Below are 23,375 nucleotides of genomic sequence, written 5' to 3'. Positions count from 1 at the left end.
GAGGGCGGCGTTACGTACAAATTTAAGTAGTGGAATGGATTGTCAATTTATCTGTAAGGAAGTTTAGTTATGACTGTCACAATTCCCATTGAAGGAAAAATTTTACTTCATAACGTTAGTTGGGATGAGTTTGAGAATATACTAATTGAAATGGGGGAGACTCGCTCATCTCGAATTGCTTATGATAGAGGTACGCTGGAAATTATTATGCCATTACCGGAACATGAAGGTTATAAAGAAATTATCGGGGATTTAATCAAAGAATTAGCAGATGAACTAGAAATTGACTATGCAAGTTTTGGATCGGCAACTTGGAAACGACAAGATAGATTGGTGGGTGCGGAACCCGATAATTGCTTCTACATCCAGAATGAAATTATGGTGCGTGGAAGACTAGATATTGACTTAAATCAAGATCCACCGCCAGATTTGGTATTAGAAATTGATTATACCAGCAAATCATTAAATAGACAGCCAATTTATGCCCGTTTAGGAGTACCTGAAATTTGGCGTTACGAGAATGGAGTTTTACAAGTTTATCACCTGCAATCTGGAGAGTATATTGAATCGGAGTTTAGTTTGGCATTTCCCAACTTTCCTGTAAAGGAAATACCGGGTTTTGTGCAACAAAATATCGCAGAAAGCAGAAGGGCAATTCGCAGGTTATTTCGAGAGTGGGTTAAGAACTTTATAACGCCGTCCTCTGGGCGGTAAAGCAACCACCCAGAGGGCAGCGTTACGGTAATTATAGGTGAAATCATGGCTAATAATTCTGACAAAAAGTGGCAATTTTGGATCGATCGCGGCGGCACATTTACTGATATCGTTGCTAAACGCCCCGATGGTAAATTAGCGATTCATAAATTACTCTCAGAAAATCCCGATCGCTACACGGATGCACCTTGTCAGGGAATCCGAGATATATTAGGAATTCCCGATCGCGAACCCATCCCATCGGCACAAATAGAAGTCATAAAAATGGGTACGACTGTCGCCACAAATGCCTTATTAGAAAGAAAAGGCGATCGCACTTTATTGATTATTACTAAAGGTTTTCGGGATGCTTTGAGAATTGGCTATCAAAATCGCCCTAATATCTTTGCACTTCAGATTATTTTACCAGAAATGCTATATGAAAAAGTGGTGGAAGTAGAAGAACGCTACAGCGCCGACGGAGAAGAATTAACACCTGTTAAAACAGAATTTATTGCCTCTTTACAACAAGCGTATAATCAAGGAATCCGCAGTTGTGCCATTGTATTGATGCACAGCTATCGTTACCCCGACCATGAGAAACAAGTTGCCAAAATAGCCAGAGAAATTGGTTTTACCCAGATTTCAGTATCTCACGAAGTTAGCCCATTAATGAAACTTGTCTCGCGGGGAGATACTACCGTTGTCGATGCCTATTTATCTCCGATTTTACGGCGATATGTAGAGCGATTCACGAGTCAATTATCAATAACGCAGGGAGACGAAAGTCATCCTAATTTAATGTTTATGCAGTCCAACGGGGGGTTAGTAGATGCTGAAAAATTCCAAGGCAAAAATAGCATTCTATCTGGCCCAGCAGGGGGAATTGTTGGCGCAGTAGAAACAAGTTTAATGGCAGGATTTGATAAAATTATTAGCTTTGATATGGGCGGTACATCGACGGATGTGGCGCATTACAATGGTGAATACGAACGGGAATTTGAAACAGAAATTGCTGGGGTAAGGTTGCGATCGCCCATGATGGCCATTCACACCGTCGCGGCCGGTGGCGGTTCGATCGCATTTTTTGACGGTTCCCGCTACCGGGTTGGGCCAGAGTCCGCAGGCGCGAATCCAGGCCCCGCCTGTTATCGCAGAGGCGGCCCGCTGACGGTGACTGATTGCAATGTCATGCTGGGCAAAATTCACCCCGAATTTTTCCCGAAAGTGTTTGGCCCGCAGGGGGATTTACCGCTGGATGTAGAGGTTGTAAGGCGGAAATTTGAGGAATTGGCGATCGCGATGTCTACGGCTGGCTACGCCTACGCAGATGGCCGAACAGCGGAACAGGTGGCGGCGGGTTTTTTGGCGATCGCAGTTGAAAAAATGGCGAACGCGATCGAGAAAATCTCACTTCAGCGCGGTTATGACGTAAGTGAGTATACTTTGTGCTGTTTTGGAGGTGCTGGCGGTCAACACGCTTGCGCGATCGCTGATGCTTTGGGGATGAAACAGGTATTTATCCATCCTTATGCGGGCGTTTTATCCGCTTATGGGATGGGTTTGGCGGATGTACGAGTGATGCGGGAAAAGGCAGTTGAAGCCAAGTTAAATAGTGAATTATTAACAGAATTACATTCAGTATTTGCCGAGTTAGAAGCAGAGGGAAAACAGGAACTAAACTGCAAAGGTGCAGAGATAGAGGTGATTCGCAAGCTGCATTTAAAGTATCAGGGAAGTGATTCCGTATTGCTTGTTAATTTCGCCGATCGTATCTCTGCGATGAAGTCGGAATTTGAAGCAGCGCACCAACAGCGCTATGGTTTTCTTATAGCAGAAAAAGCCTTAATTGTCGAAGCGATTTCGGTGGAAGTGGTGGAGAAGATGAAAATTTTAGAGGAACCGGAAGTTTCTATTTCTTTTAAAACCGATTTATCGCCGATTTCTACTGTACGGATGTATGCAGGCGATCGATGGTATGAGACACCAGTTTATCAGCGGGAATATTTACAGTCTGGCGGTTGTATTTTCGGCCCTGCGATTATTATTGAGGCAACAGGTACGAATGTTATCGAACTAGGTTGGCAGGGGGAATTGACAGAGCGCAATTATTTGATTTTAAAACGGCAATCCGCTAATATTAAGCTATCTGACAGCGATTGTAGCACAGCTAAAGATCCCGTGAGGTTGGAAATTTTTAATAATTTGTTTCGGGCAATTGCCGAACAAATGGGCATCACCTTGCAGAATACTAGCTCTTCAGTTAATATCAAAGAAAGGCTTGATTTTTCCTGCGCCATCTTCGATCGAAATGGCCAATTAGTTGCCAATGCACCTCATATTCCCGTGCATTTAGGTTCAATGAGTGAAAGCGTGGAAGCTTTAATTAATGCTAAAGGTAATCAAATCGAACCCGGCGACGTTTATATTTCTAATAATCCCTACAACGGTGGTACGCACTTACCTGATATTACTGTAATTACTCCTGTTTTTACCACCAAAAAAATCACCAATTCCATCGATCAAACATCCATCAAATCCGTTGCCAAAGCTATATTTTATGTAGCATCAAGAGGACATCATGCCGATATCGGCGGTATGACTCCCGGTTCTATGCCTCCCAACAGTAAATCTGTTGAAGAAGAAGGCATATTGATCGATAACTTTAAGCTAGTTAACAAAGGTATTTTTCGAGAAAAAGAGTTACTAGAAATTTTAACATCTGGCAATTACCCAGTTCGCAACTCCACTCAAAATCTAGCAGACTTGCAGGCACAAATTGCCGCCAATGAGCGCGGATTGCAAGAACTTATTAAGATGGTAAAGCATTATGGGTTGGCAACGGTACAAGCTTATATGGGTTATGTGCAAGACAATGCTGAAGAGTCAGTGCGCCGGGTAATTGACATTTTAAAAGATGGCGAATTTACTTACCCAATGGATGCTGGTGGATTAATTAAGGTCGCAATTACTATTGATAAATCTAGTCGCAGTGCCAAGATTGATTTTACAGGCACTTCACCTCAGCAAAACAGTAATTTTAATGCTCCCGCAGCCGTTTGTAAAGCTGCCGTTTTGTATGTTTTTCGCACTTTGGTAAATGATGACATTCCCTTAAATGCTGGATGTTTGAAACCCTTAGAAATCATCATTCCTGAAGGATGTATGTTGAATCCGCGTTATCCTGCTGCTGTGGTTGCGGGAAATGTGGAGACTTCACAGAATATTACTGATGCTTTGTATTGTGCGTTGGGAATTATGGCCGCTTCTCAAGGAACCATGAATAATTTTACCTTTGGAAATGACCGTTATCAATATTATGAAACTATCTGCGGTGGTGCCGGTGCTGGTGCTGATTTTAACGGTACGGATGCGGTACAAACTCACATGACAAATTCTCGTTTAACCGATCCGGAGGTATTAGAATGGCGGTTTCCGGTGTTGCTAGAAAGTTTTGAAATTCGCGCCAATAGTGGGGGAAGTGGATATCATTCTGGGGGGAATGGGGTAGTGCGGCGGATTCGTTTTCGGGAAGGGATGACGGCGGGTATTTTATCAGGAAGGCGGGTAATTTCTCCTTATGGTTTGCAAGGTGGGGAAGATGGTATTCTGGGGAAAAATTACGTTGAAAGAAGTGATGGAACTTTGGAAGAATTAGGGGGGACGGCGACAGTAGAAATGCGGCCTGGAGATGTGTTTGCGATCGCGACTCCGGGGGGTGGAGGGTATGGTGATTGTCTCAAAAATTAATATTTTCTACATTGTTCATAATGTATCTTGGTAGAGGAACGATCGCTTATGAAATACTGAATCTTGCCTCAAAACTTTAGATTCAATTAGTTCTTTCTCGATTAGATTGCTCGGCCCATTCCTACAACGGCTGTTCTGCTTTAGGTTGCGGCTCTTCTGGCAATGGAATAAATTCTGTCTCTTGAGGAACTCGATCGAATCTCCCTTCTTTCCAATCCTGCTTAGCTTCCTCAATACGATCGCGCCGACTTGAAACAAAATTCCACCACTTATACCGCTCACCCACAGGTTCACCCCCAACCACAACACAACGAGCATTGGCAGAGGCAGAAACGTTTACCGATGTGCCTGGAGTTAGAACCGCTAAGCGATGTTGTTCCAGAGGCATCCCGTCGATCGCAAGTCCCTCTGTGACGCTGTAAACCGCCTGTTCGCTGTAATTGCCTGGTAAGGTAAATTGCGTTCCCGCAGCTAGTTGCACATCCAGGTAAATCATCGGTGAAAATATTTGCACTGGGGAACTGCGATCGTAAGCATCGCCCGCAATCAGAGTGAATGAAACTCCTTTTTCTTCCCAAGCAGGCAGATCGGTTGCCGGATGATGCCGAAACCAGGGTTCAGTTTCTTCGTACTCATCAGGAAGCGCCACCCAGGTTTGAATACCATGCACAATAGTTCCTTGACTGCGTTCATCGTCTGGCGTGCGTTCTGAGTGGACAATGCCTCGTCCTGCTGTCATCCAGTTTACTGCACCGGGACGGATTTCTTGAATGCTACCGACACTATCGCGATGCAGCACAACGCCTTCAAATAGGTAGGTGACGGTTGCTAAATTGATGTGGGGATGGGGTCTGACATCCACACCCTTACCTGGTGGAAATACCGCAGGGCCGAGATGGTCAAAAAAGATGAAGGGGCCTACCAGAGTGAGAACGTCTGAGGGAAGGAGGCGACGAGCTTGAAAGCCGCCCAAATCTTGAATGTGTGGCTCAATCAGATGCTGGATGCTATCAGTCATAATGGCTGTTGATGAAGTTGCTTAGTTAGCCGTGTTAGAGATGCTGGCTCGTGACAGAAGGCAAGGTTTTAAAAATGAGCGAATGTAGACCATTGTGACATACTCCCACATCAACCTGAGTACAGGTATAATGTCGGCTTCTTAGCAGCCCGATGAAGGGTATGCAAAATTTCCTTCGTGGTACTATCATCCATAGAACCAACTACAGAAAGATTCCCACTACGGCGTTTTATACTGGGGAAAATGCCCAACCCCAGTCTTTTTAGGTTAATCGCGGCATTAATATCGCGATCGACCATCAAAGAGTTTTGCTCGTCCCAATAGTCTCGGATACTACAATCGGTAAAAATAATTTCATTCCGATAACTGAGTACCATTGAAGTATAAGCAGGTTTTTGTGAAATGACGACTGCCCCAGTTTTTTCTACTATGTAGTTCAGCGTCGTAAAAAATTGCCCAAAGGCAGCATCTTGCCAAGACTTATTTAGTCCTGACTTAGCTGATTGACCGTTGGGTAAATATTTCCCGTCTTCATCTTGTTTGACCTTATTGCGCTTAGTCAAACCTTTGAGATTTAAGTCTTCATGGAAAAAGAACCTTGCTCCCGACCTCACCAATTTATGAGCAGTTTTGTAATGAAAGTCTTTGCGAGAACGAGCAATCTTTTGGTGTTGCCTCGCCTCTTTTTTCGCCAATTTCCGTCTTGACTTAGAACCTCGTTTCCGTTTATTCCGTTTGGTTGAAATCCGGTCTAATTTAGATTGATTTTTTCGGAGTGGCTTTAATGATGGTAATTTCTCTCCTTCAGATGTGGCAAGGTAGACATCTTTGTGCAACACTGCATCTAAACCGATTGAATTATCCCAAGTTGGAATAACTCGATCCGGTGTAAATTCAGGTATGGAGAGGTCTTCAAGAATTAACTGAATAAACCAGCCATCAGCTTTTCTGGTGACGCTAATTTGCTTGACGGCAAACCCATTTGGAACTGGGCGGTGCATCCGAACTTTTACAACCCCTAGTTTTGGCAATCGAATATAAATCCAATTCTTGCGAATCAGTTTAATCCAATCATCATTGGCAGTGGAAAAAGTCATAGTTCGGTAGTCAGCCTCGGTTTTAAATCGAGGTCTACCCGACTTTCCGCCCTTACTGTCACCTACGATAAACCGTTCAAATGCTTTGTCTACTCGTTTAGAGACATCTTGCAGTACGGTGGAATCTACTTGCTTAAAATCCAACAATTCGCCACTATGAAAGACTATCAATAAATCTTTTTTGAGAATGGGAAGTTGTTGTTTTTGTGAATAGTAGTTAGGCTTTTCTTTGGGAGCAGAAATGCTGGCTATCAATGGACAAGCGTTTATGGCAGTACGATTTCTTTCCCACCAATCAAAGCGATCTCCCAACTGGCGATTATACCAGTAACGGCAAATTCTGAGCCATTGGTTCAGGGTTAACTTTTGATTGGTGTCGGGATAGAATTGGTACTGATATGTCGCTTTCATTAGATCGCAGTCGATACGCATCAATTGGTGTTAATTTAGCACAAAATAACCCCATCAAATAAGAAGTTTGTTCGTCTCGTCATCCATCTGCCCACTTCTCAAAGCTATGCTTTGAGATTGTGAACAGATGGAATCCTCATCTCACACGCCTTTCATCCCACACTAACCTTCGATCGTTATAGTGTAGGGATTCCCGTCTGTTAAGCTAAACTAGCTGGACTCGATCCGATCGCCACCCGATTATCAAAAAGTTATATCAAGTCCGAGCGATCGCGCTGTAGTTTGGTAGTCAAGACCTACGCAAGTAAGCTATATGTAGCCTACAACCGTACTAGCGATCGCTAGCTCAGCTACTGCGCGATCGCCAAAACTCGAAAATCTAGGAACCGACAATAATTAATGAGAAAGTAGATTAAGAATATCGATCGCAAAAGCTATCAGCCAGGGGACTTTATCCCGGCGGATGATGACGATAGTGCTTTATTTAAGTCAGCATCTTGACGACGCGGGATCTCATAAGTCAAAAAATCATGAGCCATCTTTGTCTTGGGAAAAATTGCCCGTGCTTCTTGCAACAAATCATCTAAAACGATCGAATTTCCCGGAGCATAACGCGGACTAAAATGAGTCATAATTAACTGTTTTACGCCCGCCCCTAAAGCAACTTGAGCTGCCATCGTCGAAGTTGAATGCAACCTATCAAAAGCCATTTGTGAATCTTGATGGGAAAAAGTAGCTTCGTGAACTAAAACATCAGCATCTCTTGCTAATTCTACGGCTTCATCGCAATAAACCGTATCAGTACAATACACAAACGTCCGACCTTTTTGCGCCGGGCCGCAGAAATCAGCGCCGTTAAAAGTTCTCCCATCTGGCAAAGTAATTATCTTGCCATTTTTTAATTCACCGTACAAGGGGCCGAAGGGAATTCCTAATGCTTTCGCCTTCTCTACATCAAAATGTCCCTGCCGATCTTTTTCCGTCACGCGGTAGCCAAAAGCTGTTACCCGGTGCTTCAAATAGCCGCAACTAACAATATATTCCTCATCTTCAAAAATCACTCCTAGCTGATTTTTGTGAACCTTCATCGGGTAAGAAAAATGAGTTTGAGAATAGCGCACGCAAGCTTGTAAATATTCCTCTAATCCCGACGGGCCATAAAGGTCAATGCGTTTAACATTGCCAGCTAAACCACAGCTTGCCAATAAACCCATTAAGCCGAAAATGTGGTCGCCGTGCAGGTGAGTGATAAAAATTCGACTAAGTTGGCTAACCTTGAGCTCAGAACGGAGAAACTGGTGCTGAGTTCCTTCGCCACAGTCAAATAGCCAAAGTTCCGCCCGCTGGGGCAGGCGGAGAGCGATACTAGAAACATTGCGCGATCGCGTCGGTACGCCAGAGCTAGTTCCAAGAAAAGTAATCTGCAAAGCTCAAATTTCCTCAATCAAATTACACAAAATATGTTAAATATATCCAGAGTGCAGTTAGTACCCTTGCCTCAATTCTACTAACTTCTTTCCCGATTGTTCCTTCGTGCTTCTTCCTTGCAACATGAAATCTGGACTCTTCTTGACTCCCTTCGTTTTGGCAGTAGGAAAACGCCACTGGTGGATATCGCTGCTGTTGTGGCTGGTAATGGTAGCCCCAGCACAAGCATCGCTAATCTTGCGAGTCGCCGTTTCCGAGGCGGCGAGTCAAGTGAAAATTGGCAGTTCCACCAAAGCTCTAGTCCGTGATGCTAGCGGTAAAACCTTGGGAGAATTACCAGCTATGAACGGGTTTGCGGCTCAACCTCAGTCTGGTAAAGTCGCGCTGTCTCGATGGGCAGCGGGTCAAATGTGGATCGAACCGACGGGGAACGGCTATGTTTGGATAGGCGATCGCTGGTATCGCGGTAAAACTCTACTCATCCCTCAAAAGGGAGGCTTGACTGCCGTTAACTACGTCGAGCTCGAACAGTATCTCTACAGCGTCCTGGGTGCGGAAATGAGCGGCAATTGGCCGCAAGAGGCCTTGAAAGCCCAAGCCGTTGCCGCGCGTTCCTACGCTCTCAATAAGCGCTCAGAAAGCCAAACTGACATTTACGACTTAGAAGATACCCAAATATCGCAAGTTTACAAAGGTTTAGAAACTGAATCTTCCGGTACTTATGCCGCAGTTGATGCCACTGCTGGTCAAGTTTTGACCTACGGCGGCCAAATTATTTTAGCTGTATTCCACTCCTCCTCTGGCGGTCACACCGAAAACGTCGAAGACGTTTGGACGCAACCATTGCCTTACCTGCGGGGAGTTCCCGACTTTGACCAAGGAGCACCCGTTTACGAGTGGACGAAAACCTTTTCTCGTTCGGAATTGAGTGGCAAGATTTCTGGAGTTGGCAATATAGTCTCCATCACGCCCCAGCGAACCACTGCTTTTGGCAGCGTGATTACGATGAAAGTAGTGGGGGATAAGGGGTCAAAAGTAGTCAGCGGCGCAACATTACGGGAAGCATTGGGATTAAGAAGTACCCGTTTTACAGTCACTCCCCAGTATGGCACTGTAGCAGCCACGACCAATTCCGAACAGCCGCCAACTGCTTTTCAAGTCAAGGGCAAAGGTTTCGGCCACGCAGTCGGAATGAGTCAATGGGGGGCTCACAATATGGCTCAAAAGGGATATAATTACCAGCAAATTTTGCTGCACTATTACCAAGGTGCTACTCTAGCTAAAATTCAAGTGCAGTAACAGTTAACAGTTAACGGTTAACTGTTAATGGTTAACTGTTAACTAATTAAGGATACCATGCAAAAGTGGGAGTATCTATTTCTGGAAGCAAGCCCTTATCCGTTTGGGGATAGGTTGATTAACTTGTATGTCAATGGTCAAGAGTTGCGAGATTGGAAAGAAGGTTCGCTACATCTATTCGTAAATCAATTGGGAGACGAGGGTTGGGAACTCGTCGATCTACATCACGATCCAAAATATGACCATAATTATTTGATTTTTAAGCGACCTAAAGTTGTGAAGAAAGCTAGCAGGGCGAAACCTTCTAGTAAGGTGAAAGATAGTTAAATTTGGTAACAGTTATTGTGAACTTAATAATCTCCTGTAACAGCTATATCGTGATCATGTTTACCTTTGATTTGAGCTTCAACATCCTTGATAGGATCTTGACCTTTATTCAAGGTAATTGGAAAGCCAGAAACATTAAGAGTTTTAGGTTTGAGATCAAACTTAAGTGATAACTCATTTACTGTGGAAGTTTTTTCTATCTGGAAAAGTGTAGCTCTCTCTCGCAAGATTCCTTCTGCGATTGCTTCCAATTGAGCTTGATTTGTATCCTGTTTCAACTGACTCAAAAGTGGAGCAGCAACTGCAAGCAGAAGTTCAGAGACTTTGGTTGCTTCATCAATTGTCGGTGCTTGGGCAGCATAGTTTAAAGCTTTAACCACATCTGCATAATGTTCTTCAAAAAAGCTTCTTTCTTTATTGGCAAATTCTTCTGCCTCTTGTGCAGCTATTCTCGGTTTATCGCTGGAAGGATCTCTATTTGAACATTGGTAGTAATTCTCAATAGTTCCTTTACGAAGAAAGAAACATCCTGCCTTTTCAAGAGACTCAAGTAATGAGTTAAGTCTTGTATACAATTTTTCCCAGTCTGCATAATTCCAAGCTGCTCTTTGACTTTTAGTAGAAGATAGTAGCACAGCCATACCAGAACGTTTTCGAGAAATTTCTTCGTTTTTTTCTGGATCTTTTTTGCTCCAGTAAGTATGTTTTTCAGCCTCTAATTGAAGATCATCCCAATGGTTTTTAATTGCTGAGCAGAAATCCGTATTTACCTTGCCTATAAATGTGCTAAGATCCGTATGCCCTTTTTCTTGAACAAGTTTTTCTGCGCTATGATCATTGAAGAAAATAGCTACTAAATCGTTTCCATCCGTTAATCCATCCAAGTCAGCAAGAATAATAGGTTTTTTACCCATCAAACGCATTAACTTTGCTGTAACAGGCATATTATCTTTCCCTGTTACAGGAACAATTTGGGTGCCTCCGACTCCCAAGTAGAGATTCAAACATTGGTCAAGCGCATTGCAAATAATTGAATCACTGGGTCCTTCAACCAGCAGAGGATACTCACTAAAAAATGCCTCTTTATGACTTGCTCCTAAACGAGATATGAGAGCTTTAAGATTTTTGTTTTTTAGTTCTCCAGCATCATCTGGCACTTGAGAGGGAGAAGTTTCAGCATTTGAGAAAAAAACAATTCTTGTTAGATCTTCTACCTTTTGAATGGGTAGCATAGTAGGAGAGTGAGTTGCCATAATCACAATTTTCTTCTTAGAATCTGTTGGGTCTCCTGCAACAGCTTGAATTTCCCTAAGAAGAAATGATTGATATTGAGGGTGAAGCGAGATTTCTGGCTCATCCAATAGCAGTATGCTTACTTCATCATCATATAGAGCAGCAAGTATCACAACAATATTCAGTAACCCACTTGCTTCGCGGGCAAACGAGTAGGACTTACCAGCCCAATCAAGTCTTTTAAATTTTACTTTGAGCTTCCCTTCATCCCACTCTATGTACATATCTCGCTTAAAAAGAGCTTGGAGTCTAGCAGCCACTTTAATTTGAAGTTCTGGTTTAAGACTTAATGTGTGAAAATCTCCGTAAGCAGTTTCCGCTTGATGTCGATATTGACTATAATTCTTCCCACCTAACGCAGCAGAGTCATACTGAGGCTTACCTCGTTGTCCATCAAAATTAGATATGAAGGATTCAAGAGGAGCAATACGCCCTGCTGAGAGATACCTTACTTTTCGTGTTGAAGAATGGGCTTCAAGACTCTTTTCTTTCAAGTAGCGCATAACTTGAGTTTTTCCAGCCCCATTAGGACCAACGAAAATAGTCAGTCCACTATGCAGTACAAAACTTTGTTCCTTTGCCCCAAAAAGTTCTGGAATTGCGTACTTGATTGTCGTTGGAAAAGACATCGATTTTAAACCTTATATTTCTCTAATCTAACCGCCGGACTATTTCACCGTATGTCGTTTAGTGGGTGGGTACTTTTGTACTGATGTCAAATTGTAGCATACAAAAAAATTATATGCTTAATAAACTCAAGCCTAGACAGACAATTGTTGCTGCAATCCCACAAAGTTTAAGACGTTCCCCCTCATTTGCGATAAGTCTCTGGTTTCACAACGCGATCGCAGGCTATATCCACACATTAACGGTTAACAGTTAACTGTTAACAGTTAACCGTTAACAGTTAACTATCTGATTGATTTAGCCGCCGCTGCCATTCTGCATCTAATTTGGCTGATTGCTCTGACTCCTGTTCGATCAAATCAGTCTCAGTTGTGTAAGCCAAATTCTGACCAGAAATCACATTTTCGGCTGCAAACTGACGAGCATAATTAAGCTTCTGCTTTAAAGTAGGATTGGGTTTATTTAAAATAGCCGCCCGTTGTTGCCGCTCTTGATTTCGAGCTTCTATTTGGCTATTTCGCCATTTAATCCAGAAGTAGCGAATTAAAGGTATTGTTAAAAAAGCCGCGCCATAGACTAGCAGAATTGGGTAAATAGCTTGGACAAAGATAATCAATCCACCTAGCTTAGCAACTATAGGGCTACTAGCTAATAGCTGACCCAAAATTAATGCACCGCCTAAATTGGCTATTCCTAACCCTGATGCCAGCAGAATTTGACCAGAACTAGCTTCACTGAATCGCCAGAGTAATTCTCGCAAATATGATGCCACTGGTTGAGGATGATTCTGAGCTGCTGTAGTTTGTAATTCTGGGAAGTGATAGACTATTTCCCCTTCGGGACTGACCTCTGGGCGACCGTCAAATCGAGCCAAAGCAGGCAACATATATTCTTCATATTCTACAGCATATCCTTTACCAAATTCGTCAAGATAAGGTGCAATTTGTTCAGCAGCAATTGCCCCTTGGTTGTTGCGAATCACAGTTGCGATCGCCTGCCAGCGATGCTCATCTAAGTTATAATTAGGATTGCCATCTCCAAAGATAAAAGAGAAAACAGATTCCAGAAAATTCATCTGGTTTTCTTCTCCCGCAGCTTGGCGTGTCCGGCGATAATAAGGGTCTGAGTTCCAGTAAAAGAACCACAACCAATCATTAGACCAAAAATAAGGCATAGCTCCAAATCCGCCGCCTTCTCTGCCACCAGAATTATTGTTATCACTGGAGTTGAGGGCAGTGAGGATGATGGTAATAGAAACAAAAATTAGAATAATGGAAGCCAGCAATAATAAACCAAAAGAAATGCGAATTAAATAAAATAAAATCCGCCAAACTTTTTGCCACCATTCCTGTACCTGTAACTGAAAAAATTTGTTGCGTAAAATATCGCGAAAATTTTGGGGAAAAGAGTAAGCAATTTCCCCTGATTCTGCAACTTGTAAATTGCCGCCAGCATCCGAAGCGAGGGCTAATAGTTCTCTTCGAGCGAAATTGACATCTAATCCAGCTTTGGCCGCTACGTCGCCAACGGTAACGCGGTAGCCCAGTTGCTCGACGGCTTGCATAATGTTGGGATTCGGAGCCATGCGTTTCTCTCTATAAAAGTTCCGGGATAATTTCATTATAAAATTATTAGTTGAAATAATCAGGGCAGCCGAGGTAGAACCAACCGAAATGACACGACAGCCTCACGACCAATTTGCCAAACAATATTTAGAAGAGCTCCTCACACCATTCGGAACCGTAGAAATCAGTCGCGAAGTACCCGGAGAAGTGCGTCAAATCGATCTCTGGTTTGCCCCCGCCCCCGATCGCGCTGCCGATCGCCAAAGGTTAGGATTACTAGGTCAACTTACCTTAAATCCTTGCCTGCTCGAACCTTTCCGCAATCAACCCAGCAAAACAGAAATACGCAACTGCATCCTCAAGCTATTTTCCCTCCAAGCTCAATTGCAGAGGCGATCGCGACGGGAAGACGACTCCCTACCCGAAACAGAACTTCCGCACTTGTGGATTCTGACCACCTCCGCTTCCGCCGCCTTGGTGGACAGTTTTGGAGCTAAAATAGATCCCAACAATTGGCCTCAAGGCGTGTACTTGACAGCCGAAGCCTTCAAAACCGGGATCGTGGCAATTAACCAACTGCCGCTAACACCGGAAACTCTATGGCTGAGAATTCTAGGAAGAGGCGCAACTCAAGAGCAAGCAATCAACGAACTGATCTCACTGCCTCAAGGAAACCCCTTACGCAGCAACGTTCTAGAACTGCTATATGTCTGGCGTATCAACTTAGAAAGTAAGGAGAATTTAACTCAACAGGAGCAGGAGTTAATCATGCAATTATCACCAGCTTATCTGCAATGGCGCGAAGATACCTTACGGGAAGGAATGCAGCAAGGAATGCAGCAAGGAATCCGGGCTGAACGCCGCGCTACTATAGAGAATCTGCTCAGAGTCCGATTTGGCTCCTTAGATGAGGAACTTTCGGCTGTAATTGAGCCCATGCTTGAGTTACTACCAGAAGAGTTTGCCCAACTGCTGCTTCAAACCTCCCGTGACGAATTGTTAGCCCGGTTTAGAAATAACCAAAATTGAGATGAAATACAAAACTTTAGCCGCGATCGCTGTCTTAGCATCTCTATTGCTAACAACACAAGCAAAAGCCGCAGACCCCAACCACTACAGAAGGTTAATTGACACCAGAGAATGTCCCGGATGCGACCTCCGAGGGATATCCTTAGCAGGAATTGACCTAAGTCGCACCAACCTCATAGGTGCAGACCTCCGGGGTGCCAATCTCAGAAGAGCTTACCTAGAAGATGCTGACTTGCTAGGAGCTGACCTTCGGGGAGCTATCCTAGAGGGAGCTTCCTTAGTCAAAGCCGATCTCAGCGCCGCAGACCTAGCAGGTGCGAACTTTTACGGGGCGAACCTCCAAAATGCACGGTTGGCCTACGCCGCTCCCGGCCGCTTGGAAGCTCACAACTTCGATCGCCGCAAACCCAACCACGCCAATTTACAAAATGCCGACTTGCGTTATGCCAACTTACAGGGTGCTGACTTGCGGGGGGCAAATCTTTATAAAACCAACCTCACTACCACCAACCTCACTGAGGCAAATCTTTTATATGCCAATCTCCAGCAAGCTGATTTGAGAGGAACTAACCTTCAGGGGGCTTATTTGGTCAGAAGCCACTTACAGAGAGCCAACCTCAGCGGTGCAGATTTAAGCGGGGCGGATCTCGGTGGTGCTTATTTGACGGAAGCTAACCTCACCAGAGCGAATCTGATCGGCGCGAAACTGAATTTAATTGACTTGGACAAGCCTAGTTGCATTAATGTCTGCGAAGTTTATCCTACACAATTACAAGGAGCGATCCTATCTCAAGCCAGCTTAATCGGCGCAGATTTGACCGGGGCAAATTTGTCAGGTGCAGACTTGCGCGGTGCTGACCTGCGGAGTGCTAATCTCGATGGGGCGGTACTCACAAATGCCGATCTGAGTTTTGCCGCTTTAGCGGGCACGAGCTTGAGCGGTACGGATCTCAAGGGGGCAACTCTGACAAATGGCATGAGACAGTTTTAGCAGAGTTCGTTCTTTAGTACCGTCAATTGGGGTTAAATTATTAAGAATGGGAAGCAAAAACTTCCGCAGATCGGATAATCAGAGTCACTACGTCCAAACTCCATCTTTAAAATATGCCTAGAACTCAACGCAACGATAACTTTATCGATAAAAGCTTTACGGTGATGGCAGACATCCTTCTCAAGATTCTGCCTACTAATAAAAGAGCGAAAGAAGCTTTTGCTTATTACCGCGATGGTATGTCTGCTCAAGCAGATGGAGAATATGCCGAAGCGCTGGATAACTATAATGAAGCTCTTACTCTAGAGGATGACCCTTACGATCGCGGCTATATTCTCTATAATATGGGACTGATCCACGCTAGTAATGGCGAACACGATCGAGCTTTGGGTTATTACGCTCAAGCGATCGATCTCAATCCCCGGATGCCGCAAGCATTGAATAATATTGCTGTAATTTACCATTACAAAGGGGAAAGAGAAAAGGAAGCTGGCAACGAAGAAGCAGCAGAAGAGTTGTTTGACAAGGCGGCTGAATACTGGAAGGAAGCGATCAGACTTGCGCCCAATAATTACATTGAGGTGCAAAATTGGCTCAAAACTTCTGGGCGATCGCAGATTGATGTATACTTCTAAATCTTGTTAGTGGTTGGTGGTTAGTTGTTAGTTGTCTGTTGTTATATTAGACTTGGCGGTTGAAACCGCTACTACACAAGCAAAGTCCGCCTGCGCGGACTGAAGAAACAAGAGGGTATTTAAACCGGATTTAGTATAACAACTAACCACCAACCACTAACAACTAACCACTAACTACTAACAAATTAGACATGAAAATTGATAACGAACAAGTGCGTAAAGTTGCTCATCTAGCGAGATTGGAGCTAACGCAGGCAGAAGAAGAGCAATTTACGACTCAACTGAGTAGTATTTTGGAGTATTTCGAGCAGTTGAGCGAATTAGATACGAGTGATGTTCCACCTACCACAAGAGCGATCGATGTTAGTAACGTGACGCGAGCAGATGACTTGGAACCCTTTGCTAATCGAGAAGCAATTTTAGCGGCTGCACCAGAGCAAGATGGTGACTTTTTCAGAGTGCCTAAGATTATTAGTGAAGATTGATTCCGAGTGAATCAAAATTAAAAGTATCATTTGTGGGGTCAACGAGCAACAAGGTTAATTTCTCGTCGTACCCACTGCCACACAAAATGCTGTTGCTCAACTTTAAGGCTAGATTTTTCCAGTTCCTCTTGTACTCTATTTACAGCGGTTCCCGCTGTATTTTTAATCTTTATTGTTTCCCCTTCAACCTCCATCTTCTACTTTAAGTAGAAGCAATTACTTTTAGTCTAACGAAGCAATTACCAATTCAATTGTGCCCAGCTAAATTAGCCAGTACTGCTGCTAACAAAGCTGGTTCCACAGGTTTAGGAAAGTGCAACTGAAACCCAGCCTGTATCGCCTGTCGTCGATCCTCATCCCTAGCGTAGGCAGTAAGCGCGATCGCAGGAATGTGTCCCCCCCGCTCGGCCTCCAACTGTCTGACTTTGCGAATTAACTGATAGCCATTCTCACCAGGCATTCCGATGTCGCTCACCAATAAATCCGGCCTCGCCTGTTCGATCGCTTCTAGAGCCAGTTTTGCAGAACTTACCGTCTTGACCACAGCCCCAAATTGCCCCAACACAGTAGCAATTAACTCGCAGGTATCCGCATCGTCATCAACTACCAGTATTCGCACCCCAGATAAAGGAGTTGGTAGGCCGCGAATTACTGCGGGAGAAGTTGTAGGTGATTCGGCTGGTAGAGTCCCCAGCGGGCGATCGCCCACTCCCTCTGCGATCGGTAGCTTGACAGTAAAAGTCGCTCCCTCACCTATCCCCCCGCTAGTAGCCTTAACAGTTCCGCCATGCAGTTCAGTCAAATACCGGGCGATCGTCAGTCCCAATCCTAGTCCGCCGTGAGGTCTAGTAATCGACCCGTCCGCTTGCCGGAAACCTTCAAAAACCTGGGGCAAAAACTCAGGGGCGATACCAATACCAGTATCCCTGACACGAATCAACGCATACTGCAATTTCCGATTTGGTTTTGCCCCCATATCTCCAAGGATAAAGCCAGAAGATTCTGGATTCCCTAAGTGCCAGTCGCTACCAGCCCATCCCCAATCTCGATCCAGCCGCACTTCCACCCTACCTCCCACAGGAGTAAACTTGATGGCGTTGGAAAGTAAATTCCCCACAATTTGGTGCAAGCGATCCGGATCGCCCAAAACTGCGATCGCAGGATCTGCCCGTAAAAACTCGATGGTAATATTTTTAGCCTGAGCTGCTGCTAAATGGGTATCGACTGCTTCCTGAATAATCGGCATCAGCTCTAGAGGCTCTACCTGAAGGCGAATTTTACCGCGAATGATCCGGGAGACATCGAGAATGTCATCGATCAGCTTTGCCTGCTGCTTGGCGTTGCGCTCAATTGTCTCCAACGCCTTATTTACCTTCGTTTCATTCATTTTGCGGTTGCGAAGAATTTGCGCCCATCCCAAGATTGAATTTAGTGGCGTGCGGAGTTCGTGGGAAACCATCGCCAAAAACTCATCCTTAATCCGGTTAGCAGCTTCCGCCTGCTGGCGGGCAATCTGTTCCGCCTCATACAAATTAGCGCGGTCGATCGCCATTGCCACGCGATCGCCCGCTAACTGTAGCAACTGCAAATCTTCAGAACTGAATTGCCGGACATTCACCGTCCCAACATGAACGACCCCCAAGACTCTACCTTCCACCAGTAACGGTACACCCATCAGCGACTGAATCCGGCGCTCCCGTAGTAGGGGACTATAAACTTGAGTATAAGCGTCGCGCTCGATCGACAGCGGTTGGCAATCCGCCGCAATCCGTCCTGCAAAGCCAACGCCTAGGGGAATGCGGACAGAGCGCTCTAGTTCTGCCTCTAGCCCCTGAGCTGCTTTCATTACCAGAGAGTCGTCTGCCTCCACTAGCAAGATCGCCACTGTATCCACGTGCAGAATTTCGCTGAGCCGATTGAGCAACTCCGAAAGTAAGTCATCGATCGCCAGAGGGGCGATCGCAGCATCCGTCACCATTTGCAGACCGTGTACCCGCTCGGCAGATAGCTCCGCTAAGGCCCGCGCCGCCTGTTCTCGCTCCAAAAGCAGCGATCGCTCTGCTTCCGCCTGCTTTTGGTCGTCAATGTCCGTGTAGGTTCCAAACCATTTAACAATTTGACCCCCTTTGTCCCGCAACGGCAAAGCCCGACCCAAATGCCAGCGGTAACTTCCGTCTGCCCCTCGCTGGAAGCGATACTCGATTTCGTAACTTTCCCCCGTTGCCACTGCCTGGTTCCAAGCCTCCAAACAAGGCTGTAAATCCTCTGGGTGCAGTATTCTCTGCCATCCCCACCCTTGTGTTTCCTCTAAGGTCTTTCCCGTGTAGTCGAACCAACGCTGATTGTAGTAATCCAGATAGCCATCTGGCCGAGCTGTCCAGACGATCTGGGGAATGGTTTCGGCTAAAAACCGATAATTCTGCTCGTTCACCTCAGCCAACGCCCGTGCTGCTTGCTCCTGCTCTAAAAATTGGTCGCGTTCAGCTTCGGCCAGCTTGCGTTCTATAGTTTCCGCCAAAATGTTCGCTACAGCTTGAAAGAAATTAATATCATCTTTAGTAAATTTTCGTTGCTCCTTAGTGTGTGCGCCCAGAACCCCCCAAGGTCGGTTTCGACCACCAATAATTACGCTCATTCCTGAAATTACCTGATGTTCCAGCAGCAATGGTGGGCCGCTGAACCGCCTTTCGGTACGCAAATCGGTAACGATCGCAGGTTCAGAAGAAAAGAGGGTGTAACCAGCCTGAGAATCTAGATCTGCACCTACTATGGCGTTACCTACGAGTCCTTCACGCCAACCTATACCCGCCCGTAGTAGCAAGGCGCGGCTGTCGGGAAGCAGTTCTAAAAGTTTGCAGTATTCTACTTCTAGAGTTTGGGCAACGAGGATAACGGTTTCATCCATGAGGGCAGAAAGCTCTGTATCCGCAAGCGCTTGTTGACCCAGCAAAGCGATCGCTTCTTGCTGCCGGGTGCGATTTCTGACTTCTTTTAGGCTAAGGAGCAGCGTTTTTTCAGCTTTCTGGCGACTGGCGTTGAGCCAACTGATGAATGCGGCTACGGTGACGAAACAGCCCAATAACAGGATGTCGCCAAAACCTGTAAAGTGCAGCGAATTGAGCGGTTCTAGAAAATAGTAGTTAATGACCAGGGTACAGACGACTGCGGCTACTAAGCCAGGCCCAAAACCACCGTACCAAGAACTCAACACTACGGCTGCAAAAAATAATGGCGTAGGGGTGCGGTCTAGTAGCGGTTTGAGCAACAGTGTGAGCATGAGCGCGATCGCCACTGCTAAGAGCGCGACCCCGTAGCGCAAAAAGTGGGAACGCTTCACTGTCAAGTTATTCCACCTATGAGGCCAATGCAGGGAGAGCATTTTTTAATGATGAGACGTAAGTCGCGCCTATAATTTAGGCGGCAATGTGATTTTATCTAAACATATCCAAGACTCTTGTGATTTCAGTCGGTTGACTCGAATCTTCACCCTCCGCAGGGCTTTGTACAAGTTTATCTGACTTTGGAGCTGGGCGATCTTCTGCCTTAAAAGCCAGGGAAGTGTCAAAATTACCTGATATTAGGGTTGAAGGTAGCCGCAACCCCATCTAAAATCTAAAATCTAAAGTCTAAAATCTAAAATCTAAAAATCTAAAATAATCATGATTCAACTGGCAGCACGAGTGGGTGAAGTTCCTCCTTCTTTAACTTTGGCGATCGCAGCTAAGGCTAAGGCGATGAAGGCTCAGGGGATTGATGTTTGTAGCTTCAGCGCTGGGGAACCGGATTTTGATACCCCCGATCGCATCAAAGCGGCGGCTAAACTTGCTTTAGACTCTGGCTTAACTAAATACGGCCCTGCTGCTGGAGAACCGAAACTCAGAGAAGCGATCGCTCGCAAACTACGCGAGGAGAATCATCTCTCTTACCAAGCTGAAAATATTATTGTTACCAACGGCGGCAAACATTCTCTCTACAACTTAATGATGGCGCTGATCGATCGCGGAGATGAGGTAATTATTCCATCTCCCTACTGGTTAAGCTATCCAGAAATGGTAAAACTCGCTAGTGGTAAGCCTGTAATTGTTCCGACTGATGCTTCTACGGGGTATAAAATCACACCCGAACAACTGCGTCAAGCTATTACTGAACGCACGAAGTTATTTATTCTCAACTCTCCTTCTAATCCGACGGGAATGGTGTATTCACCTGCGGAAATTAAAGCTCTGGCAGAGGTTGTAGTTGAGCGAGATATCTTAGTTGTTTCTGATGAAATTTACGAAAAAATTATCTATGATGGAGCCGAACACGCTAGCATCGGTTCTTTTGGCAAAGAAATCTTTGAGAGAACAATTATTAGCAGTGGCTTTGCTAAAGCTTATTCAATGACTGGCTGGCGGATTGGTTATTTGGCAGGGCCTCTAGAATTAATTAAAGCTGCAATCACTGTTCAAGGACACAGTACATCGAATGTTTGTACTTTCGCACAGTACGGCGCGATTGCTGCTTTTGAAGGCGAACAAGACTGTGTTGAAAAAATGCGTCTAGCTTTTGCACAAAGGCGACAGGTAATGTTTGATTTACTCAATGCCATACCTGGAATTAGTTGCGCTAAACCTGATGGCGCTTTTTATATGTTTGTCAATATTGCCAAAACTGGCATGACTTCCTTGGAATTCTGCGATGCTTTGCTAGAACAGCAGCAAATAGCAGTAATTCCTGGTATTGCTTTTGGCGCTGATGACCACATTCGCTTATCTTACGCGACTGATTTAGCTACCATTGAAAAAGGAATGGAAAGGTTAGATAAATTTGTCCGGCAAGTTATGCCTTTGTAAACTAAACTGTTAAGTTGATGGTTTGTTGTCATATCATGTCCGGCAAATTACTTACGATTTGTCATTGTTCGCTGTGCTCCGCAATCGCCTAGTCTCTGCGATTGCGGAGCTTCCCGCCACGCTTCGCTCGCGGCTTCGGCTTTTCGCAATGACAAATATTTAAAATGACAAGTATTTAACCGGACATGATATCAGTTAGTAGGATGGGCGATCTTCTCAACCATCTGTAGCTATAAGTCATAGGCTTGATGCGGCGATAGCCACCTTACACGCTTACCAATTACCAATTACCAATTACCAATTACCAATTACCCATTACCAATTACCCATTACCAATTACCAATTATCAATTAGCAATAGCTACCGCGAGATTACTTGGTACACAGATAGTCGGCATCTCAATAATAAACTGCGTTCCCTGCTCTGGCGTAGAAAAACACTGCAATTGACCGCAGTGTTTTTCTAGTAAGATTTTTCGGCTGATTGACAATCCCATGCCTGTACCTTTTCCAATTGGCTTAGTAGTAAAAAATGGAGTAAAAAGTTTAGAGCGAACTTTCTCATTCATGCCAATACCATTATCAGCAATTGTTACCCGAATACCTGAATCAAAGCTAGTATTTTCATGGGAACTACCCGCTACAACTTCGGTACGAATCAAAATTTGGGGGTTAAAAACTGCACCCTTTTCTCCACTTCCTCGCTCTTCTAAAGCATCTATAGCATTAGCTAAAAGGTTCATAAACACCTGATTGAGCTGACCCGCATAACAGGTCACAAGTGGTAACACACCATAGTCTTTAATTACATTAATAGCAGGACGATCTGGCTTAGCCTTGAGTCGGTGCTGTAAAATCATCAAAGTGCTATTAATCCCTTCGTGGATATCCACTGATTTGATTTCAGTTTCATCCAATCGCGAAAAATTTCGTAGAGATTTTACAATATTGCGGATGCGTTCGATCCCTAACTGCATGGAAGAGAGCAGTTTGGGTAAATCTTCTATGAGAAATGGCAACTCTGCGTCTTCTATTTCCTTGAGAATTTCTGCTTCTGGTTGCGGGTAATACCGCTGATAGAGATTCAACAGATAGATGAGTTCTCTGATATAGTCATTGGCATAGGAGAGATTGCCGTAAATAAAGTTAACTGGATTGTTAATTTCATGAGCGACACCTGCAACTAATTGACCGAGACTAGACATTTTTTCACTTTGAACTAGCTGGAGTTGTGTTTCTTGCAGTTCTTTGACAAAATGCTCTAAGGTGAGAGCTTTTTGGTGTTCTTTTTCTTCACTGATACGAAGTGCTTGCTCTACTTGTTCGCGCCGCTCTATTTCAGACTGCAATTTCTGACCTAGAGAAAAACTTCTCAAAGCTGTTAGCACTGTAGTATATAGCTTTGATGTCGTTAACTCGGTTTTAGTTTTATAATCATTAATATCATAATTGATAATAATGCTTTTTTCAGGAACTTGTCCGGGTTGACCTGTGCGTAAAATAATTCGCACCAAATGATTGCCTAACACTTCTCGAACATATTTCACAAACTCTAAGCCAGCATCATCTGTTTCCATAATTACGTCAAGCAGGATGATGGCAACATCAGGGTATTCGTGGATTAACTGTTTGGCTTCCTTAGCGGAATAAGCGCTAATAAACTTTAAAGATTTATTTTCAAAAACAAACTTTCTTAAGGCAATATCGGTAGCTGTGTGAACTTGAGCTTCATCATCTACAATCAAAATTTTCCAGCTTTCAGTCGGGGTTACTTCAGCTACTTCATCGGCAAAAAATAACTCTTCATCTGAGTTAACTTCTTCAGCAAAAAACACTTTTTCTGAAGAACCTTCATTTAAAAAGCTATAAATATTTTTGTCCATTGCTGCTCAC

Annotated in this window: 17 protein-coding genes; 10 read left to right on the top strand and 7 right to left on the bottom strand. The window is 44.5% G+C overall.

The features are described 5' to 3' along the window. Positions 1-69: 69 nt before the first annotated feature. Both PN499_RS19900 and PN499_RS19895 read left to right on the top strand, forming a co-directional pair. Entirely contained in the window at positions 70-714 is a 645-nt protein-coding gene (locus PN499_RS19900; RefSeq protein WP_272033901.1) for a Uma2 family endonuclease, read from the top strand. A gap of 45 nt (positions 715-759) precedes the next feature. Further along, positions 760-4,443 carry a hydantoinase B/oxoprolinase family protein gene (locus PN499_RS19895; protein WP_272033899.1) on the top strand — a complete coding sequence of 1,228 codons (3,684 nt, stop codon included), beginning with the start codon at positions 760-762 and terminating at the stop codon, positions 4,441-4,443. Positions 4,444-4,564: 121 nt separating this feature from the next. Here the strand turns inward: PN499_RS19895 and PN499_RS19890 are convergent, their stop codons facing one another. The 3 genes from PN499_RS19890 to PN499_RS19880 form a co-directional block, all read right to left on the bottom strand. Beyond that, a complete protein-coding gene (locus PN499_RS19890; protein WP_272033897.1) occupies positions 4,565-5,461 on the bottom strand; it encodes a pirin family protein in 897 nt (298 codons plus the stop codon). 110 nt (positions 5,462-5,571) lie between these two features. After that, positions 5,572-6,969 carry an RNA-guided endonuclease InsQ/TnpB family protein gene (locus tag PN499_RS19885; protein ID WP_272033895.1) on the bottom strand — a complete coding sequence of 466 codons (1,398 nt, stop codon included), beginning with the start codon at positions 6,967-6,969 and terminating at the stop codon, positions 5,572-5,574. Positions 6,970-7,406: 437 nt separating this feature from the next. Further along, positions 7,407-8,396, bottom strand: a complete 990-nt coding sequence (locus PN499_RS19880; protein ID WP_272033894.1) for a ribonuclease Z — start codon at positions 8,394-8,396, stop codon at positions 7,407-7,409. Positions 8,397-8,520: 124 nt separating this feature from the next. Between PN499_RS19880 and PN499_RS19875 the strand changes: the two genes are divergently transcribed. Both PN499_RS19875 and PN499_RS19870 read left to right on the top strand, forming a co-directional pair. Beyond that, positions 8,521-9,696, top strand: coding sequence for a SpoIID/LytB domain-containing protein (locus tag PN499_RS19875; RefSeq protein WP_272033892.1), 1,176 nt, complete (start codon positions 8,521-8,523; stop codon positions 9,694-9,696). 57 nt (positions 9,697-9,753) lie between these two features. Beyond that, positions 9,754-10,023 carry a hypothetical protein gene (locus PN499_RS19870; RefSeq protein ID WP_272033890.1) on the top strand — a complete coding sequence of 90 codons (270 nt, stop codon included), beginning with the start codon at positions 9,754-9,756 and terminating at the stop codon, positions 10,021-10,023. Positions 10,024-10,046: 23 nt separating this feature from the next. Here PN499_RS19870 and PN499_RS19865 read toward each other — a convergent pair whose 3' ends face one another. Beyond that, the gene (locus PN499_RS19865) at positions 10,047-11,945 is read right to left on the bottom strand and encodes an ATP-dependent nuclease (RefSeq protein ID WP_272033888.1); all 1,899 of its coding nucleotides are present in this window, start codon (positions 11,943-11,945) and stop codon (positions 10,047-10,049) included. Between the two features lie 113 nt (positions 11,946-12,058). Between PN499_RS19865 and PN499_RS19860 the strand changes: the two genes are divergently transcribed. Then, complete coding sequence (locus tag PN499_RS19860; protein ID WP_272033886.1) at positions 12,059-12,199, top strand: hypothetical protein; 141 nt, start codon at positions 12,059-12,061, stop codon at positions 12,197-12,199. 24 nt (positions 12,200-12,223) lie between these two features. Here PN499_RS19860 and PN499_RS19855 read toward each other — a convergent pair whose 3' ends face one another. Further along, complete coding sequence (locus PN499_RS19855) at positions 12,224-13,528, bottom strand: hypothetical protein (RefSeq protein WP_272033904.1); 1,305 nt, start codon at positions 13,526-13,528, stop codon at positions 12,224-12,226. A gap of 88 nt (positions 13,529-13,616) precedes the next feature. Between PN499_RS19855 and PN499_RS19850 the strand changes: the two genes are divergently transcribed. The 4 genes from PN499_RS19850 (at position 13,617) to gatC (ending at position 16,648) form a co-directional block, all read left to right on the top strand. Continuing rightward, positions 13,617-14,537, top strand: coding sequence for an RpnC/YadD family protein (locus PN499_RS19850; RefSeq protein ID WP_272033885.1), 921 nt, complete (start codon positions 13,617-13,619; stop codon positions 14,535-14,537). 1 nt (position 14,538) lies between these two features. Continuing rightward, positions 14,539-15,528, top strand: a complete 990-nt coding sequence (locus PN499_RS19845; protein ID WP_272033883.1) for a pentapeptide repeat-containing protein — start codon at positions 14,539-14,541, stop codon at positions 15,526-15,528. A 113-nt stretch (positions 15,529-15,641) separates the two neighbouring features. Beyond that, complete coding sequence (locus PN499_RS19840; RefSeq protein WP_272033881.1) at positions 15,642-16,163, top strand: photosystem I assembly protein Ycf3; 522 nt, start codon at positions 15,642-15,644, stop codon at positions 16,161-16,163. Positions 16,164-16,354: 191 nt separating this feature from the next. Beyond that, positions 16,355-16,648: an Asp-tRNA(Asn)/Glu-tRNA(Gln) amidotransferase subunit GatC gene (gene gatC, locus PN499_RS19835; RefSeq protein ID WP_272033879.1), complete on the top strand. Its 294-nt coding sequence runs from the start codon at positions 16,355-16,357 to the stop codon at positions 16,646-16,648. A gap of 247 nt (positions 16,649-16,895) precedes the next feature. Here the strand turns inward: gatC and PN499_RS19830 are convergent, their stop codons facing one another. Then, positions 16,896-20,027 carry a GAF domain-containing protein gene (locus PN499_RS19830; protein ID WP_272033877.1) on the bottom strand — a complete coding sequence of 1,044 codons (3,132 nt, stop codon included), beginning with the start codon at positions 20,025-20,027 and terminating at the stop codon, positions 16,896-16,898. Positions 20,028-20,307: 280 nt separating this feature from the next. On the opposite strand from PN499_RS19830, the gene PN499_RS19825 reads away from it, so the two are divergent. Next, a complete protein-coding gene (locus PN499_RS19825; RefSeq protein WP_272033875.1) occupies positions 20,308-21,483 on the top strand; it encodes a pyridoxal phosphate-dependent aminotransferase in 1,176 nt (391 codons plus the stop codon). Between the two features lie 346 nt (positions 21,484-21,829). Here the strand turns inward: PN499_RS19825 and PN499_RS19820 are convergent, their stop codons facing one another. After that, positions 21,830-23,365: an ATP-binding protein gene (locus PN499_RS19820; protein WP_272033873.1), complete on the bottom strand. Its 1,536-nt coding sequence runs from the start codon at positions 23,363-23,365 to the stop codon at positions 21,830-21,832. Positions 23,366-23,375 lie beyond the last annotated feature (10 nt).

It is taken from the genome of Kamptonema animale CS-326 (assembly GCF_028330895.1).
Taxonomy (GTDB): Bacteria; Cyanobacteriota; Cyanobacteriia; order Cyanobacteriales; family Microcoleaceae; genus Kamptonema; species Kamptonema formosum.
This window is presented reverse-complemented; position numbering and strand designations above follow the sequence as displayed.

What these genes read in the sequence shown, in the direction of transcription:
- PN499_RS19900 (WP_272033901.1), top strand. Translation starts at nt 70, where the DNA reads ATGACTGTCACAATTCCCATTGAAGGAAAAATTTTACTTCATAACGTT.
- PN499_RS19895 (WP_272033899.1), top strand. Translation starts at nt 760, where the DNA reads ATGGCTAATAATTCTGACAAAAAGTGGCAATTTTGGATCGATCGCGGC.
- PN499_RS19890 (WP_272033897.1), bottom strand. Translation starts at nt 5,461, where the DNA reads ATGACTGATAGCATCCAGCATCTGATTGAGCCACACATTCAAGATTTG.
- PN499_RS19885 (WP_272033895.1), bottom strand. Translation starts at nt 6,969, where the DNA reads ATGAAAGCGACATATCAGTACCAATTCTATCCCGACACCAATCAAAAG.
- PN499_RS19875 (WP_272033892.1), top strand. Translation starts at nt 8,521, where the DNA reads ATGAAATCTGGACTCTTCTTGACTCCCTTCGTTTTGGCAGTAGGAAAA.
- PN499_RS19870 (WP_272033890.1), top strand. Translation starts at nt 9,754, where the DNA reads ATGCAAAAGTGGGAGTATCTATTTCTGGAAGCAAGCCCTTATCCGTTT.
- PN499_RS19865 (WP_272033888.1), bottom strand. Translation starts at nt 11,945, where the DNA reads ATGTCTTTTCCAACGACAATCAAGTACGCAATTCCAGAACTTTTTGGG.
- PN499_RS19860 (WP_272033886.1), top strand. Translation starts at nt 12,059, where the DNA reads ATGCTTAATAAACTCAAGCCTAGACAGACAATTGTTGCTGCAATCCCA.
- PN499_RS19855 (WP_272033904.1), bottom strand. Translation starts at nt 13,528, where the DNA reads ATGGCTCCGAATCCCAACATTATGCAAGCCGTCGAGCAACTGGGCTAC.
- PN499_RS19850 (WP_272033885.1), top strand. Translation starts at nt 13,617, where the DNA reads ATGACACGACAGCCTCACGACCAATTTGCCAAACAATATTTAGAAGAG.
- PN499_RS19845 (WP_272033883.1), top strand. Translation starts at nt 14,539, where the DNA reads ATGAAATACAAAACTTTAGCCGCGATCGCTGTCTTAGCATCTCTATTG.
- PN499_RS19840 (WP_272033881.1), top strand. Translation starts at nt 15,642, where the DNA reads ATGCCTAGAACTCAACGCAACGATAACTTTATCGATAAAAGCTTTACG.
- gatC (WP_272033879.1), top strand. Translation starts at nt 16,355, where the DNA reads ATGAAAATTGATAACGAACAAGTGCGTAAAGTTGCTCATCTAGCGAGA.
- PN499_RS19830 (WP_272033877.1), bottom strand. Translation starts at nt 20,027, where the DNA reads ATGCTCTCCCTGCATTGGCCTCATAGGTGGAATAACTTGACAGTGAAG.
- PN499_RS19825 (WP_272033875.1), top strand. Translation starts at nt 20,308, where the DNA reads ATGATTCAACTGGCAGCACGAGTGGGTGAAGTTCCTCCTTCTTTAACT.
- PN499_RS19820 (WP_272033873.1), bottom strand. Translation starts at nt 23,365, where the DNA reads ATGGACAAAAATATTTATAGCTTTTTAAATGAAGGTTCTTCAGAAAAA.